Source organism: Pseudomonas sp. AC193 (assembly GCF_979258075.1).
The window spans coordinates 505,409-521,251 of record NZ_OZ409832.1 but is presented as its reverse complement, the minus strand read 5'-3'; the positions used below and the strand labels follow the sequence as shown (position 1 = coordinate 521,251).

13 protein-coding genes are annotated in these 15,843 nt (G+C 58.5%); 6 read left to right on the top strand and 7 right to left on the bottom strand.

From position 1 onward, the window contains the following. Positions 1–12 precede the first annotated feature (12 nt). Positions 13–681 (bottom strand): DsbA family oxidoreductase, encoded by a 669-nt coding sequence (locus ACZZ0D_RS02490; protein WP_463552387.1) that lies wholly within the window; start codon positions 679–681, stop codon positions 13–15. A 213-nt stretch (positions 682–894) separates the two neighbouring features. After that, on the bottom strand, positions 895–1,929 hold the full coding sequence (locus ACZZ0D_RS02485) for an alpha/beta fold hydrolase (RefSeq protein ID WP_463552386.1): 1,035 nt from the start codon (positions 1,927–1,929) through the stop codon (positions 895–897). 203 nt (positions 1,930–2,132) lie between these two features. Between ACZZ0D_RS02485 and metR the strand changes: the two genes are divergently transcribed. Then, complete coding sequence (metR, locus tag ACZZ0D_RS02480; protein WP_008087231.1) at positions 2,133–3,050, top strand: transcriptional regulator MetR; 918 nt, start codon at positions 2,133–2,135, stop codon at positions 3,048–3,050. An 83-nt stretch (positions 3,051–3,133) separates the two neighbouring features. Here the strand turns inward: metR and ACZZ0D_RS02475 are convergent, their stop codons facing one another. Genes ACZZ0D_RS02475 through ACZZ0D_RS02465 form a run of 3 tightly spaced genes read right to left on the bottom strand, consistent with a single transcriptional unit; the run spans position 3,134 to position 4,739 of the window. After that, a complete protein-coding gene (locus ACZZ0D_RS02475; RefSeq protein WP_053123451.1) occupies positions 3,134–3,640 on the bottom strand; it encodes a GNAT family N-acetyltransferase in 507 nt (168 codons plus the stop codon). Positions 3,641–3,642: 2 nt separating this feature from the next. Next, positions 3,643–4,281: a LysE family translocator gene (locus tag ACZZ0D_RS02470; RefSeq protein ID WP_053123452.1), complete on the bottom strand. Its 639-nt coding sequence runs from the start codon at positions 4,279–4,281 to the stop codon at positions 3,643–3,645. 23 nt (positions 4,282–4,304) lie between these two features. After that, on the bottom strand, positions 4,305–4,739 hold the full coding sequence (locus ACZZ0D_RS02465) for an NUDIX hydrolase (protein WP_463552385.1): 435 nt from the start codon (positions 4,737–4,739) through the stop codon (positions 4,305–4,307). Positions 4,740–4,981: 242 nt separating this feature from the next. On the opposite strand from ACZZ0D_RS02465, the gene ACZZ0D_RS02460 reads away from it, so the two are divergent. Both ACZZ0D_RS02460 and ACZZ0D_RS02455 read left to right on the top strand, forming a co-directional pair. Continuing rightward, on the top strand, positions 4,982–5,770 hold the full coding sequence (locus ACZZ0D_RS02460) for a helix-turn-helix transcriptional regulator (RefSeq protein WP_463554754.1): 789 nt from the start codon (positions 4,982–4,984) through the stop codon (positions 5,768–5,770). A gap of 212 nt (positions 5,771–5,982) precedes the next feature. After that, positions 5,983–7,602, top strand: a complete 1,620-nt coding sequence (locus ACZZ0D_RS02455) for an FMN-binding glutamate synthase family protein (protein ID WP_463552384.1) — start codon at positions 5,983–5,985, stop codon at positions 7,600–7,602. A 36-nt stretch (positions 7,603–7,638) separates the two neighbouring features. Here ACZZ0D_RS02455 and ACZZ0D_RS02450 read toward each other — a convergent pair whose 3' ends face one another. Continuing rightward, on the bottom strand, positions 7,639–8,001 hold the full coding sequence (locus ACZZ0D_RS02450) for a polysaccharide synthesis protein GtrA (RefSeq protein WP_053123458.1): 363 nt from the start codon (positions 7,999–8,001) through the stop codon (positions 7,639–7,641). Positions 8,002–8,245: 244 nt separating this feature from the next. After that, positions 8,246–9,667 carry an amino acid permease gene (locus ACZZ0D_RS02445; RefSeq protein WP_053123460.1) on the bottom strand — a complete coding sequence of 474 codons (1,422 nt, stop codon included), beginning with the start codon at positions 9,665–9,667 and terminating at the stop codon, positions 8,246–8,248. 627 nt (positions 9,668–10,294) lie between these two features. On the opposite strand from ACZZ0D_RS02445, the gene ACZZ0D_RS02440 reads away from it, so the two are divergent. The 3 genes from ACZZ0D_RS02440 to ACZZ0D_RS02430 all read left to right on the top strand — a co-directional run bounded on the left by ACZZ0D_RS02440 (position 10,295) and on the right by ACZZ0D_RS02430 (position 15,831). Then, complete coding sequence (locus ACZZ0D_RS02440; protein WP_463552383.1) at positions 10,295–10,753, top strand: REP-associated tyrosine transposase; 459 nt, start codon at positions 10,295–10,297, stop codon at positions 10,751–10,753. 296 nt (positions 10,754–11,049) lie between these two features. Next, the gene (locus tag ACZZ0D_RS02435; protein ID WP_463552382.1) at positions 11,050–14,163 is read left to right on the top strand and encodes a transglycosylase domain-containing protein; all 3,114 of its coding nucleotides are present in this window, start codon (positions 11,050–11,052) and stop codon (positions 14,161–14,163) included. Positions 14,164–14,277: 114 nt separating this feature from the next. Further along, positions 14,278–15,831 (top strand): dermonecrotic toxin domain-containing protein, encoded by a 1,554-nt coding sequence (locus ACZZ0D_RS02430; RefSeq protein WP_463552381.1) that lies wholly within the window; start codon positions 14,278–14,280, stop codon positions 15,829–15,831. The last annotated feature ends 12 nt before the right edge of the window (positions 15,832–15,843 follow it).

Here is a 15,843-nt window from a genome sequence, read left to right as displayed (position 1 = left end):
AGGGGTAGGTGTTTAGCCGTTGACGGTGCCGCCTTTTGACTCGGCCATGATCTGGCGGATCGCCCCGACAAATGTTTCTACCGGCTGCCCACCCGTCACCGCGTACTGGCCGTTAAACACCACCGTCGGCACCGAACTCACTCCCCGCTGCAACCATACCTGCTCTTCTTCGCGCACTTCGTCGGCAAACTCGTCCGACGCCAGAATCGCCTCGGCCCGCTGGCGATCCAGCCCGACACTCTCAGCAATCTGCACCAGTTGGCCGTGATCAGACGGATTACCGCCATCGCTGAAATACGCCTTGAACAACGCTTCCTTCAACGGCAACTGCAAACCCTCAAGCCCCGCCCAATGCAGCAAACGGTGCGCATCGAAGGTGTTGTAAATGCGGCTGTTGGAATCGGTGCGAAAAGCAAACCCCAGTTCTGCACCACGAGCGCGGATCGCGTCGCGATTCTTCTGCGATTGCTCCGGTGTCGAGCCGTACTTTTCTTGAATGTGCTCGGCGATGTTCTGCCCGTCGGCGCCCATTTTCGGGTTCAGCTCGAACGGCTGGAAGCGGATCTCGGCCTGCACTTCGTTGCGCAGGATTTCCAGCGCTTCCAGCAAGCCATACAAACCAACGACGCACCACGGGCAGGACACGTCGCTGACAAAATCGATTTTCAAAGCGGAACTCATCACACACCTCGCGAGGGGAAATCGTGCGGGAAAGTTTGCACGATACACCCTGATCACCTTGCACCTGTAGGAGCTGCCGAAGGCTGCGATCTTTTGACGTTGTCCTTAAGATCAAAAGATCGCAGCCTTCGGCAGCTCCTACAGGGGAACGCACTCCAAATGCGGGAGCGGGCTTGCTCGCGAAGAGGCCCTGGCCAACCACGAATCTGATGGTTACAGCAGATTCCCGCCTACCACCGGCTCAATCTGCGCCCAATGCGAAGTGTCTTCCCGGTGCGCCTGCAAATACGGCAACACTGCCGCCAGCAACGGCTCCTTGAACGCCTCCTGGAACCGATGCGCCAATCCCGGAATCAGCTTCAACTGACTGCCACGAATATGCGCCGCCAGGTGCACGCCATGCATCACCGGCAACAACGGATCGGCCGTGCCATGCACCACCAGCGTCGGTACGCGCAACTGGTTGAGCAACGCAACGCGGCTAGGCTCGGCGAGGATCGCCATGATCTGCCGCTTCACACCCTCGGGATTAAACGCGCGGTCATAGGAAGCCGCTGCCTGTTGCAGCAAATTCTGCCGATCATCGGTCACCGCCGGGCTACCCAGCGCCGCCAGCAAATCCGCCTGCTGCTCCAGCGCCACCTGACGATTCGGTGCGCCGCGCCGCGACAACAACTGCACCAGCGCTGCACTCGGCGCCGGCAAGCCTTCCGCGCCAGAAGTGGTCATGATCAGCGTCAGGCTCTCGACCCGCTGCGGCGCCATCGCCGCCATGTGCTGTGCGATCATGCCGCCCATGCTCGCGCCCAGGACGTGGAATTGCTCAACATGCAGCGCGTCCATCAGCCCCAGCGCATCATCGGCCATGTCCGTCAGGCTGTACGGCGCCGACACCGGCAGCCCGAGTTTGTAGCGCAGCACTTCGAAGGTCAGGTTGGCCTCCTCCGGCGCCTGGCGCCAGGTCGACAGACCGACATCGCGGTTGTCGTAGCGGATCACCCGAAAACCCTGCTGACACAGCGCCACCACCACCTCATCCGGCCAGTGGATCAACTGCCCGCCCAGGCCCATCACCAGCAGCAACGCCGGATCCGACGCTCGACCAATGCTCTGATAAGCGATGCTGACTTGTTGCAAATCGACATGCTCGGTCGGCACGTTGACATCGCAACGCGCGGCCGCCATCGACGGCGCACCGAACAAAAGCGCGGCCAACATGGCCGCGACTGATAAAAACACCTTGTGCATGAAAAACACCGAAACGCAGAACCCCAGTAGAGCGCGAGTCTGATGAACTTTGTTCAAGCGCGCTGCCACAGTTGCGTGACAGTTTGATGAAGAGTGCCGAGCGGTCATTGCGCCTCTCGATCGGACGCGGTCGACAGCCCCGCCAACATGAGACAAACTCACCACCATCGCTGAATCAGCAAATTTTGTTCATGGAGCCATCGGTGCTTGAGATCCGCCACTTGAAAACCCTGCATGCCCTGCGCGAGGCTGACAGCCTTGTCGACGCGGCGGATCGTCTGCATCTGACGCAGTCGGCGCTGTCCCACCAGTTCAAGGAACTGGAAGAGCGTATGGGCATGCAATTGTTTGTGCGCAAGACCAAACCAGTGCGTTTCACCAGCGCCGGTTTGCGCCTGCTGCAACTGGCCGATGCGACCCTGCCGCTGCTGCGTGCCGCCGAGCGTGACATCAGCCGCTTGGCCGGTGGCACCGCCGGGCGTTTGCACATGGCGATCGAATGCCACAGCTGCTTTCAGTGGCTGATGCCGACCATCGACCAGTTCCGCGATGCGTGGCCAGAAGTCGAGCTCGACCTCGCGTCGGGTTTTTCCTTTGCACCGCTGCCGGCATTGGCGCGGGGCGATCTGGATCTGGTGGTGACATCCGATCCGTTGGAAATCGCTGGTATCACTTATGTACCGCTGTTCACTTATGAAGCGATGCTGGCGGTGGCCAATCAGCATGCGCTGGCGAGCAAACCGTACATCGTGCCTGAGGATTTGCTCACGGAAACATTGATCACTTATCCGGTGGAGCGTGATCGGCTGGACATCTTCACGCGCTTCCTAGAACCGGCGGATATTGAGCCGGCGCAGGTACGGACTTCAGAACTGACGGTAATGATGATGCAACTGGTCGCCAGTGGTCGTGGCGTGTGTGGCATGCCGCATTGGGCGCTGCACGAATACAGCTCGCGCGGTTACGTGAAGGCCAAGCGGCTGGGTGAGAAAGGCCTGTTCGCCACGCTGTACGCGGCGATCCGCGCGGACATGCTGGATGCGCCGTACATGCGCGATTTCTTGCTGACGGCGAAGGACACTTCGTTCTCTACCTTGGACGGTGTGAGCGCGGTTCGCTAAAACCCAAATCAAAAGATCGCAGCCTTCGGCAGCTCCTACACAAAACCCTGTAGGAGCTGCCGAAGGCTGCGATCTTTTGATCTTTATGCCTGAGGCAGTTCACGCCACATATGGATCTTGTCGAAGTAGTCTTCGCCAACCCGCACCGCCAATGGCTCCAGGCCAAACTGGATAAAGCCGCATCGCTCATAGAGTTTGAACGCCGCGTCATTGCCAGCAGTAACGGTCAATTGAACGACCTTCAACGCCGGATGATTCTGCGCTTCAGCCAACGCCGCCTGCACTAGTTCATAGCCCAAACCGTGCTGTCGAAAATCCGCCGACACATACATTCCGAACAACGTGGCTTTATGCCGAGCCTTCTCCCGAGGTTCAAACGCCAGCCCGACAATTCCGGCCAGCGTGCCACCCTCGAATGCCCCAAGCACCACATCGAGCTTGCTGGTCAGCCGCCCTTCCCACCAGCTCAACGGCATCACCGCGCGCTCACGCACGCTGGAGGTAAACGCCTGCGGATGGCGATCGTAAGCCTCCAGCATCAACTCCCGATAAGCCAGGGCATGACTGGCGTCCAGCCGTTCGATCCACATGCTCACGCCGCCCTTCGTTGCTCAAGCATCAATCGCACGGCCAACCCGGCCAACACAAAACCCATGAAATAACGCTGCATTGCCAGCCACGTCGGATTACGCACGAACCACGAAGCAATACCTGCCGCGAACAATGCGATCAGCAGATTGACGGTAAAACTCACGCTGATCTGCGTCAGCCCGAGGATGAGGCTTTGGGTGAACACCGAGCCGTGCTCAGGCGTGATGAACTGCGGAAACACCGATAGATAAAAAACCGCAATTTTCGGGTTCAGCGCGCTGGTGAGAAAACCCATGGTGATCAGTTTGCGCGACGAGTCTGGCGGCAATTGCTGTGCCTCGAACGGCGAACGCGCACCGGGCTTCACCGCTTGCCACGCCAGCCACAGCAGGTACAACGCACCCGCCCACTTCAACACTTCATAAGCCATCGGCACCGCGAGAAACACCGCAGTCAAACCAGCGGCTGCGGCAAACATATGCACAAAGAACCCCGCGACCACGCCCAGCAACGAGGTGACCCCGGCCTTACGCCCCTGACAGATCGAACGCGAGATCAGGTAGATCATGTTCGGCCCCGGCGTCAGTACCATCAGTAACGCGGCGGCGGCGAATATCAGCAGGTCTTGAAGCGGGATCATGGCAAAGTCCTTTGCGTGGATGATCAGGCGATGGCAGTCAGCGAGGCTCGATAAAACGGCAGGATCACATCGCGTGTCAATGGCGCCAAAACGACATCGCCGTCAGTGGCCGGGTCGATCCAGATCACTTCTTCGATTTCCGCTGCCGGGGAAACGTCGGCGTTGATTGTCAGTTGAAAGATATCGGCCTGTACGACACATCCCGGTTCGTTGGCAGCAGGTGCAGAAAACTGACCCAGGAAGATCGCTTGCGCCGGATCGATTTGCAGATCCAGTTCTTCTTCCAGCTCACGGGCCAGGGCATGCACCGGCAATTCATGCGCTTCGATCTTGCCGCCCGGTTGCATGAACGCCGTAGTGCCGCGTTTGCGTACCAGCAGGGTTTGGCCATTCGCGTTAAGCAACAGAGCGGCGGCGATGCGGATGATGGAAGTGGTAGCACCGGAAAGCGTCGACATAAAAACGATCCTTGTTTCGAAAAACGCAAAGGATCCCACGCAAACCCGCCTTACGCCATAGTCCGCTGTAGGAGCTGCCGAAGGCTGCGATCTTTTGATCTTGATCCTGGAAAAACCAAGATCAAAAGATCGCAGCCTTCGGCAGCTCCTACAGGGGATTTGTGGTGGCCCGGGATTTGTGTCCGGCCATCGAGTGGGCCAGTATGCGCAGCAGCATCCGGCCGGGCATTCAAGGTAAACCGATGACACTTTCCTTCGACGACATCACCTGGCACCGCGCCGTCGGGCAATTGATCGAGGCGCTGGACAAGCCGAATTTCTGGGCGCAACTGGTGCGTTTGCTTGATCAGTACATGCCGTTCGATAGCTGGGTGGCGCTGCTGTTCAGTTCAGACCAACACCCGCAAGTCTTCGCCGCCAGCCCCGGCGTGGAAGGTATCCCGGACGCCCTGTTCGAAGATTACCTGCGCGGCGTGTACCTGCTCGACCCGTTCTATATCGCCAGTCGCGAGCAATCGCGCTCGGGGTTGTATCGTCTGTGGGAAGTCGCGCCCGAGCATTTTGAGCAGACCGAGTATTACCAGCGATACTTTCGTCTGAATGTGGTCGCCGACGAAATCCAGTTCAATTGTCAGCTCGAAGGTGATCGCACGTTGTGTCTGTCGCTGGGCAGCAAACAGCGTTTCAGCAGCGAGCAGATTGCCTTGTTATCACTGATCCAGCCGTGGGTGCTCGCGCTGTTGCGCCAGCGTCTACCCTATGAAACCAACGAAACCGGCGCGCCTGCCTCTGCCGATTGGCGGGTGCAACTGGAAACTTCGGTGCAACAAATCAAGGGCGCGCAACTGACCGCCCGCGAACTGGATGTCGGGCGTTTGATGCTCAGCGGTTGCTCCAGTAAAGAAATCGCCCGTAAGCTGGAAATCTCCGTAGAAACCGTGAAAGTCCATAAGAAACACATGTACAGCAAGCTGGGGATCAAATCCCAGTCCGAGCTGTTTTCGATTTTTCTTCAGGCGCAAAACGCCTGAAACAGCTTTCCTGTGTCGATGAATCCCCTGTGGCGAGGGGATTTATCCCCGTCCGGCTGCGCAGCAGTCGTAAAACCTGTGCATGCGGTCTTTCAGTTAAACCGCAGTGATGGTTTTGGGGCTGCTTCGCAACCCAACGGGGATAAATCCCCTCGCCACAAAGGCCCATCCAATGGGTTTGCAATCCACTGAGTCCGAACCAAGGAAACCGTATGAGCCTGTCACTCCTGAGCCGCTACGCCTTCTTTGCCGTCTGCGTGATTTTCACCCTCGCCAGCCTGCCTTTTCTCGACCACGACTGGCTGTGGCCGATCACCGCCGTCACCGGCGTCCTCAGCCTGCTCGGTCTGTTCGACCTGCTGCAGACCCCGCACGCGGTGCGCCGCAACTACCCGATCCTCGGCAACATCCGCTACCTGGTTGAAGGCATCCGCCCGGAAATCCGCCAATACCTGTTGGAATCCGACAGCGACGCCCTGCCCTTCTCCCGCGCCCAGCGCTCGCTGGTTTATTCCCGAGCGAAGAACGAAACCGCCGACAAACCGTTCGGCACGCTGATCGACGTTTACCAGTCCGGCTTCGAGTTCATCGGCCACTCGATGCGTCCGGCGCCGTTGAGTGACCCGAACAGTTTCCGCGTCACCGTCGGCGGCCCGCAGTGCTCGCAGCCGTACTCGGCTTCGGTGTTCAACATCTCGGCGATGAGCTTCGGCTCGCTCAGCGCCAACGCCATTCGTGCGTTGAACCAAGGCGCGAAACTCGGCAACTTCGCCCACGACACCGGCGAAGGCAGCATCAGCCCGTATCACCGGGAAAACGGCGGCGACCTGACCTGGGAACTGGGCAGCGGCTACTTCGGCTGCCGCACCAGCGATGGGCGATTCGACCCGGAGCGCTTCGCCACCCAAGCGCAAAACCCGCAAGTACGCATGATCGAAATCAAGATGAGCCAAGGCGCCAAACCCGGCCACGGCGGCATCCTGCCCAAGCACAAAGTCACCAAAGAAATCGCTGAAACCCGTGGGATCATGATGGGCGAAGACTGCGTGTCGCCATCGCGTCACAGCGCGTTTTCCACGCCGATCGAAATGATGCATTTCATCCAGCAACTGCGTGAACTGTCGGGCGGAAAACCGGTGGGCTTCAAGTTCTGCCTCGGCCATCCGTGGGAGTTCATGGGCATCGCCAAAGCCATGCTGGAAACCGGCATCCTCCCAGACTTCATCGTCGTCGACGGTAAAGAAGGTGGCACCGGCGCGGCGCCCGTGGAATTCACCGACCACATCGGCGTCCCCATGCGCGAAGGTCTGCTGTTTGTGCACAACACCCTGGTCGGCCTCAACCTGCGCGACAAGATCAAACTCGGCGCCAGCGGCAAGATCGTCAGCGCCTTCGACATCGCCAGCGTGCTGGCCATCGGCGCCGACTGGGCCAACTCGGCGCGCGGCTTTATGTTCGCCATCGGCTGCATTCAGTCGCAAAGTTGCCACACCAATAAATGCCCGACCGGCGTCGCCACGCAGGACGCCTTACGCCAACGTGCGCTGGTGGTTCCGGACAAAGCGCAGCGGGTGTTCAACTTCCATCGCAGCACGCTGAAAGCGCTGGCGGAAATGCTCGCGGCGGCGGGGCTTGAGCATCCGTCGCAACTGTCGGCCAAGCATCTGGTGCGACGCATGTCGGCGACCGAGATCAAGCTGTTTTCCGAGCTGCACGTGTTCTTGAAACCCGGTGAATTGCTCACGGGCGAAGTGAGCGGCGCATTCTATTCGCGGATGTGGCAGATGGCGCGGGCGGACAGTTTTGAGCCGAATGAAATCGCGGCGGCATAACGTTGAATGCGCCAGTCTTAACCACAGGCTGGCGCCTCAAATTTCATACTCGCGAAACAATACAAAGCGGAAAAAACAGTACCCGAGCAATAGATTCAGCACGGTAAAGGACGCCACTGTGATCAGCCCGTGCAGCGCGTGAGCATCGCCAATCAAGCCGATGCCCACACTCACGCCAGCCATCACACAGATGAACAGCAGATAGCTGAGCAATGACGTTCCAGTCTCGAAGGTGTAAAGCATGTTCACGTACAGCGTGAACGCCGCCGCCACGCAAAACGCAGCGAAGTTACTGGCCGCCTGGGACAAGCCACCGGCACTGCACATGACGAAAAATACCTGCCAGTGGATCAACGCATCGGCCAGGCCGATGACCATCAATGCTGAAAATCCTTTCATTAGCGTTCCTTGCCATGATTTGACAGGTATTCACGCTAAGTCAGGAATCGAGCGCGGTCTACTGTCAGAAATTACAGGTAAGGCGCCTCTTTCGACGAGCGGTGCGGGCGCATTACTGCGGCAATCGGTCGTGCGGCTCGTTTATAGAAAGCAAAAGATCGCAGCCTCCGGCAGCTCCTACAGGAAACACGTTCCAAGGTAGGCGCTGCCGAAGGCTGCGATCTTTTGTTTCAGAGGCTATGAATCAGGAAGCCGAACGCGCCGCACCTTGTGTGACTTGCGTCGGCTGCAGCTTGAACACGTAGAACAACACCGTCAGCAGCACCAGGAACGCAGGCCCAACATACAGCGCCACGCGCGTATCCGGGAAGTACGCCATCAGGCCGACCACCAGCACCAGAAACGCCAGGGCAAAATACGAGCTGACCGGGTACAGCCACATCTTGTACTTGAGGCCGGCACGTTCGCTGGCGCTCAGGCCTTTGCGGAATTTCAGTTGCGCCAGCAGGATCATCACCCAGGTCCAGATCGCGCCGAAGGTCGCAATCGAGGTCACCCACACGAAGACTTTTTCCGGCACCAGATAGTTGAGCATTACGCCCAGGAGCAACACCGCAATCGACAGCAGCAATGCACGACGCGGCACACCGTTGTTCGACGTCTTGGCGAAACCGGCCGGGGCCTGACCGTTCTGCGCCAGGCTGTAGAGCATGCGCCCGGTGCTGAAGATGCCGCCGTTGCACGACGACAGCGCCGCGGTGATCACCACGAAGTTAATGATGCCGGCAGCGGTTTTGATGCCCAGACGTTCAAACGTCATCACAAACGGACTGCCCTGGGTGCCGATTTCATTCCACGGGTAGATCGACAGGATCACGAACAACGCGCCCACATAGAACAACAGAATCCGCCAGAACACCGAGCCGATCGCGTCGGGAATGGTCTTCTGCGGGTTCTTCGCTTCACCGGCGGTCAGGCCGATCATCTCGACACCGAGGTAGGCGAACATGACCATTTGCAGGGACATCAATACGCCGGTCACGCCGTTAGGCATGAAGCCGCCGTGGGCCCACAGATTGGAAATGCCCAGCGCCACGCCGTCATTGCCGAAACCGAAAGCGATGATGCCGACGCCGCCGATGACCATGGCAATGATGGTGACGATCTTGATCAGCGCGAACCAGAATTCGAATTCACCGAAGGCTTTTACCGCGATCAGGTTGATCGAGCCCATGCTGATCAACGCCGCGAGGGCCCAGATCCAGCGCGGTACATCGGGGAACCAGATGCCCATGTACACCGCCACCGCGGTGATCTCCGCGACGCAGGTTACCAGCCACAGGAACCAGTAATTCCAGCCGGTGAGGAAGCCCGCCAACGGGCCGAGGTAGTCTTGCGCATAACGGCTGAACGAGCCGGCAACCGGGTTGTGCACGGCCATTTCGCCGAGGGCACGCATGATCACCAGGATCGCCAGGCCGCCAAGAATGTAGGAAATCATGATCGCCGGGCCGGCCATTTCGATGGCCTTGGCCGAACCTAAAAACAGACCGACGCCGATACAGGCACCGAGCGCCATCAGGCGAATGTGCCGTTCGCCGAGTTCGCGTTTGAGCGGACCGCCCTGAGCGGTTTCGCCGTGAGGCAGGTGATTGCCGACTGGCATGGGTACAACCTCGTCTTGTTATTGGATATGACCACCGAGTGTCGCAACGTCGGCCGGTAAGCCTTGGCTGCCGTGAAACCGCGTCGACCTCGTGGGCAAACGCGTCTTGTAGGACAAAACCTGCAAGATCAGCGGGGCGTGCAGTATAAAAAGCCTTGGGCAGGGCTTTTCACTCTATAAACCACAACATTCAGCGACAACTCTCGGCAAAAGACCGGTTTGCGGAGAGGCATTCCCTGCTTCACGTAGGAATATTCGCCACCGAAAAAGGCGCCGAGTATTGCACAGCATTGGTGCATCGTCATGTCCCTGCTTTGGCAATATTGACGGATGGATAGCTCTATACCGGCCATTTCCAGCCTTCGTTCACTCTGTCAGCAGATGGGGTTTCTTGTGGCGAGGGGATTTATCCCCGTTCGGCTGCGCAGCAGTCGCAAAACCTGCAAATGCATTCTCACAGAAGGATTGAGGTGTCTGGATTTGGGGCTGCTTCGCAGCCCAACGGGGATAAATCCCCTCGCCACAGATCCTTCACTTATCTCAGACATTTCCTTCAGGGCTTGCAGATCCGAGTCGGACGACCGGGCACTAGTCTTGATGTGTGATCAATCAATGCAAGGAAGCAATATGACCGTCCAACCCAACTCACATCGCCTACGCCAAGGCCGATTCTCCGAACCCGGCCGCGCCTATTTCATCACCTCAGTCATTCACCAGCGCCAACCCGTCTTCGCCGATTGGCAAACAGGCCGATTGCTGGTGGCAGAGCTTCGCAAGGCACATGACCAAGGCTGCGTAGAGTCCATTGCTTGGGTGGTGATGCCTGACCATTTCCATTGGCTGGTGCAGTTGCAAAGCGGTTCGCTCGCGGAGGTCATTGGCGCAATAAAGGCCCGCTGTACTCAGGCCGTCAATCAGAAAACCGGGAAACAAGGGCCGTTGTGGCAAAGCAGTTTTCACGACCGTGCGATTCGTGATGATGAGGATTTGCTGCCGTTCGCCCGGTACATCGTGGCCAACCCGTTGCGGGCTGGTTTGGTAAACAAAATTGGCGACTATCCACTTTGGGATGCCTGCTGGCTGTAATTGGTTTAGATAACCTGTGGCGAGGGGATTTATCCCCGCTCGGCTGCGCAGCAGTCGCAAAACCAATCAATGCGGTGTGTCAGAAAAACTGCATTGGCTGGTTTTGGGGCGGCTTCGCCACCCAACGGGGATAAATCCCCTCGCCACAAAATCTCCAACCTCACAGCCATGTGCCGCTCTTCCAGATTTATTCAGCAACTCTCGCCACCCAACCCGTCACAATTTTTTCACCACTGCCAACCACCGTCTAAGCTTCAAACAAGTCCGATCAATCTGCGTGAATGGATCAATCGACTATGGGCGCTTTGTGGCAAACCGATTCGAGTAAATCTGTGGTTCCGACTGAGAGTGTGGATCAAGCGCCTGTCCCCGAAAAACCACGCCGTCCCCGGCATGGCTGGAAGGCTTTCTGGTTATTACTGCTGATTATTGCAATCGTGGTGGGAATGGCTGCGGCCAAGGAAATGCGTACCTCGCGTTTCCAGTCGAGTGAGCTGAGCAAATTCGCCGCCTCGCTGACCTACAAACTGGAACCGGGCCCCAGTGAAGCGATTCACTACCCCGGCAACGGCCCTTTCGATTTGCGCCTGGGTTACAGCGCCCTCGATGAATTCCTGCCGCGTCTGCTCAAGCGTAATTACGTGATCACCGAGCAGACCCGTTTCTCCCCCGCCCTGCTCAGCTACACCGGCAAGGGCCTGTTCGTGCCCTATTCGGAAAAGATTCAGGCCGGCCTGACCATCACCGATTGCCGCGCCGCGCCGCTGTACAAATACAACTATCCGCAACAGCTCTACTCGAACTTCGCGGCGATCCCGCCGGTGGTGGTCAGCAGTCTGTTGTTTATTGAAAACCGCTTTCTGCTCGACCCTAAACAACCCCGTGCCAACCCGGCGGTGGACTGGCCGCGCTTCGGCATGGCGGCGTGGTCGCAAGTGGCGAAGTTGCTGCACCTGCCCGGCCAGTCAGCCGGAGGCAGCACCTTGGCCACGCAATTGGAAAAATATCGCCACTCGCCGGATGGCCTGACCGTGTCGGGCGCCGAGAAGATCCGCCAGATGATTTCCGCCAGCGTGCGCGCCTATCAGGACGGCCCGGACACCCTGGGCTCTCGGCAAAACATCGTCCGCGATTACCTCAACAGCGTGCCTTTGTCGGCAGTGCCGGGGCACGGTGAAGTGCACGGCATGGCCGAAGGTTTGCGCGTCTGGTACGGCAGCGATTTCAACAAGGCCAACGAACAACTCAACAGCCCGGCCACCGACCCGAAAACCATGGCCGACAAAGGTCTGGCCCTGCGTGAAATGCTCTCGCTGATGATCGCCCAACGCCGTCCTTCGCACTACTTGACCAAGGGCCGCGAAGAACTCGCCGACCTCACTGACAGCCACCTGCGTCTGCTTAAACAGAACGGAGTGATCGACAACGCACTGGCCGATGCCGCACTCGCCAGCAAGGTCACGTATCGCGACTGGCAAACCCAGCCGACCATTCAGCCGATAGAAACCAACAAAGGCATCAGCGTCGCCCGCAGTCGCTTGGCGAGCATGCTCAACCGTCCGCTGTACGACCTCGATCGTCTCGACCTGTCCGCGACCAGCACCTTGCAAGGCGACCTGCAAATGCAGGCCACCGAGTACCTGAAAAAACTCGCCGACCCGGCCTTCGCCGCCGAAATCGGCCTGATGGGTGAACGCCTGCTGACGCCCACCAGCACCACCCAGGTTCGCTACAGCTTCACCCTGTTCGAGCTGACCCCGGACGGCTCGCGCGTGCGCATCCAGACCGACAGCACCGATCAGCCCTTCGACATTAATGAAGGCAGCAAACTCGAACTCGGCTCGACGGCGAAAATGCGCGTACTGACCACTTACCTGCAAATCATCTCCGAGCTGCACGACAAATACGCCGGCATGTCTGTACCGGAACTGAAGAAAGTCGAGGTGCCGGATCAGGATCGCCTGAGCCGCTGGGTCATCGATTATCTGGTGCAGAACAAGGATCGCGATCTGTCGAAAATGCTCGGCGCCGCGCTCGATCGCAAATACTCGGCGAGCCCCGGGGAGGCGTTTTTTACCGGTGGCGGTCTGCATGTGTTCCATAACTTTCGCAAGGAAGACAACGGCCGCCTGCCGACCCTGCGCGATGCATTGCGCGAGTCGATCAACCTGCCGTTCATTCGCCTGATGCGCGATGTGGTGCGCTACGTCACCTACTCCGGCCCGAACAGCAGCGCCGAATTGCTCAAGGACGACCGCGACCCTCGGCGTCAGGAATACCTGGCCAATTTCGCCGACCGCGAAGGCACCGCGTTCCAGCTCAAGTTCTGGAAAAAGTACAAAAACAAAGACACTCAGGCGCGCCTCGAAACCTTCCTCGACAGCATGCGCCCGACCCCAATCCGCATGGCCGCCGTGCACCGTTATCTATTGCCGGATGCCAGTCAGGAAGACTTCAACACCTTCGTCCGCGCTCACCTCAAGGGCGCCAAGCTCAACGAAAAACTCACCGATGATCGCTTGATCCGCCTCTACGATTCCTACGGCCCGGGCAGCTATGATTTGCCCGATCAGGGCTTCATCGCCAAGGTGCACCCGCTGGATCTGTGGATGATGGGCTACCTGCTGCACAACCCGGACGCGACCTTCAGTCAGATCGTCAAAGCCAGTCATTTTGAGCGTCAGGAAGTCTATAGCTGGCTGTTCAAAAGCAAGCACAAAGGCGCGCGCGACAGCCGCATTCGCACCATGCTCGAAATCGAAGCGTTCCTTGAAATTCACCAGCGCTGGCAGAAAGTCGGCTACCCGTTCGACCACCTGGTGCCATCGCTGGCGACTGCGATCGGCAGCTCCGGCGACCGTCCTGCGGCGCTGGCCGAACTGATCGGCACCATCCTCAACGACGGCGTGCGCATGCCGACTTTGCGCATCGACAGCCTGCATTTCGCCGCCGGCACGCCGTACGAAACCCTCGTGACCAACGACCCTCACGTCGGCAAACGGGTGATGCCGTCCGAGGTCGCCACGGCCATGCGCGAGGCGCTCTCGCAAGTGGTCGACTCTGGCACCGCCAAGCGTGTTTCCGGCAGTTTCAAAACCGCCGACGGTACGCCGTTGGTCATGGGCGGCAAAACCGGCACCGGTGATAACCGCATCGAAGCCATCGGCTCGGGTGGGCGGATTCTCAGCTCGAAATCGATCAATCGCACCGCGACCTTCGTGTTCTACATTGGCGACCATCACTTCGGCACGCTGACGGCGTTTGTGCCGGGGCGTTCGGCGGAGAACTTCAAGTTCACCTCGGCGCTGCCCGTGCAGGTGCTCAAAGGCATGGCGCCAATTCTGTCGCCGTATCTGCAGCCTGACTCCCACACCCGCTGCGAGGTGCCCGTCGTCGCCCAGCGCAATTGAAATATTCGGTAAATCCCGCAAACACTGCGATACACAAACGATAACTATGTATCGCATGCACCGCTCAACAGCCGCGCAAACTGATGTCCTTTCTACGCCAAAAGGATTTTGCGCATGTCTGATTCCGGTGCCCGGGGCATTCACTTCGAGACCTTGAAAAAGGCCATTCCACACGTACTGATCAAGGCCTCGGCGAAACGCCGGGCGGAGCTGCGCGAGACCCGGGCCGTGTTGCCAAGCTGGTTTACCAAGGCCTCGAGCAATCAGAAACAGGAACTGAAAAACGCCACCGAAGCCCTGCACCTGCGGCAAAACCAGCGGGATGCTCTCTTCGACAAGATTCAGAGCATCGAAACTTTTGCCAAAAAACTGTTGGAACCGGAGCTGCACAAACTCGATGCAAGTTTTGACGCTGACAACACCTGGCTGCGTCTCTACGCGCCCAAAAGCCTGGGCATTTTTGGCCTGAAAAGTGGGGGGATGGCGGTCAAGACCCTTTCATTGCTGCAAGCGGCCCTGCACAACTTTGAATACGACGAGACCCGGCCAGGCTTCTACAAGGAGAACTCCTGCTTCATCAGCAGTCCGGATGCCAACGGTCATTTCGAAACGATCAACACAGCGGTCAGCGTCGACACCTTTGCCCGCCTGTGCCGGCGTCTGAACATCGGCGAACAGTATCAAAACTACCTGAAAGACTTCCTCCGCCCGCCCGGCAACCGTCTCGTCGAGAACCTGTTGCGCCAGATCAACGGTGCTTACTACAAGCAATCGTTGCACGCCGCAGCCCTACTGGCGCTGATCAAAAAAGACATCGGCAAGGCCGAATACGATCAACTGATGAAAGTCGTCAGAGGCGACAGCGTCATCATGGACGGCAACAAACAAGTGCGTATGCGCGGTTTAAGCATCATGGGGCTGCGGCTGACTGATTGCGTGTTGTTCATTCCCAGCGAGTTCCGTCGCTACAGCACCGGATCACTGATCGCCTGGATCCCGGACGATCCCGAACACCCGATTAAATGTTACGCCAGCTTTCAGGCGTTCGAGCAGGAGCTGACTCGCCAGCTGAGCGCTCGCCCCTCGGGTGATATCGGCCCTGACGCAAGCAAGCCGAGCGCTTATCAAATGTTCTTCAGCCGATTTGTTGCGCAGAAAGACAAGCCCTATTACTTCAAACGCTTTACCGAAACCGTCAGCGATGGCCCGCCAAAAACCTTTGTGGAGAAATGGCGCCATCATGAACTGGTACAGTTGGGCGAACGGTTGATGTTCCATCTCGACATTCCACCACCGCGTGAAGTCGGGACTCGTCAGGATCCGCTGAACGCACCCAACTTCGATGTCATCGACTGCAATTTGCCCGGAAAAGGTTTATGGGAAGACTTCGAACTGTGGCCAGTGCTTCACGAAGCCACACTGAACAAGTTGATCAACGACGCCCGAACCGTCGCCGTACCCAACGCCGATGAAGATGCCAAGGCCAGAGCCGAGCGCTGGGCCAATTACCTCAACATTGGCTTCATTGCCTTGGGTGCTTTCGCACTGGTCGTGCCCGGTTTGGGCGAACTGATGCTGGTCGCAACCGCCGGTCAAATGCTCTACGAAGTACTCGAAGGTGCTGTGGAGTTGAGTGAAGGGACCGCGAAGCGGGCTGGGCACACCTGACGGATGTCATCG

What these genes read in the sequence shown, in the direction of transcription:
- ACZZ0D_RS02440 (WP_463552383.1), top strand. Translation starts at nt 10,295, where the DNA reads ATGACCGTCCAACCCAACTCACATCGCCTACGCCAAGGCCGATTCTCC.
- ACZZ0D_RS02475 (WP_053123451.1), bottom strand. Translation starts at nt 3,640, where the DNA reads ATGTGGATCGAACGGCTGGACGCCAGTCATGCCCTGGCTTATCGGGAG.
- ACZZ0D_RS02430 (WP_463552381.1), top strand. Translation starts at nt 14,278, where the DNA reads ATGTCTGATTCCGGTGCCCGGGGCATTCACTTCGAGACCTTGAAAAAG.
- ACZZ0D_RS02465 (WP_463552385.1), bottom strand. Translation starts at nt 4,739, where the DNA reads ATGTCGACGCTTTCCGGTGCTACCACTTCCATCATCCGCATCGCCGCC.
- ACZZ0D_RS02490 (WP_463552387.1), bottom strand. Translation starts at nt 681, where the DNA reads ATGAGTTCCGCTTTGAAAATCGATTTTGTCAGCGACGTGTCCTGCCCG.
- ACZZ0D_RS02455 (WP_463552384.1), top strand. Translation starts at nt 5,983, where the DNA reads ATGAGCCTGTCACTCCTGAGCCGCTACGCCTTCTTTGCCGTCTGCGTG.
- ACZZ0D_RS02450 (WP_053123458.1), bottom strand. Translation starts at nt 8,001, where the DNA reads ATGAAAGGATTTTCAGCATTGATGGTCATCGGCCTGGCCGATGCGTTG.
- ACZZ0D_RS02445 (WP_053123460.1), bottom strand. Translation starts at nt 9,667, where the DNA reads ATGCCAGTCGGCAATCACCTGCCTCACGGCGAAACCGCTCAGGGCGGT.
- ACZZ0D_RS02485 (WP_463552386.1), bottom strand. Translation starts at nt 1,929, where the DNA reads ATGCACAAGGTGTTTTTATCAGTCGCGGCCATGTTGGCCGCGCTTTTG.
- ACZZ0D_RS02460 (WP_463554754.1), top strand. Translation starts at nt 4,982, where the DNA reads ATGACACTTTCCTTCGACGACATCACCTGGCACCGCGCCGTCGGGCAA.
- ACZZ0D_RS02435 (WP_463552382.1), top strand. Translation starts at nt 11,050, where the DNA reads ATGGGCGCTTTGTGGCAAACCGATTCGAGTAAATCTGTGGTTCCGACT.
- ACZZ0D_RS02470 (WP_053123452.1), bottom strand. Translation starts at nt 4,281, where the DNA reads ATGATCCCGCTTCAAGACCTGCTGATATTCGCCGCCGCCGCGTTACTG.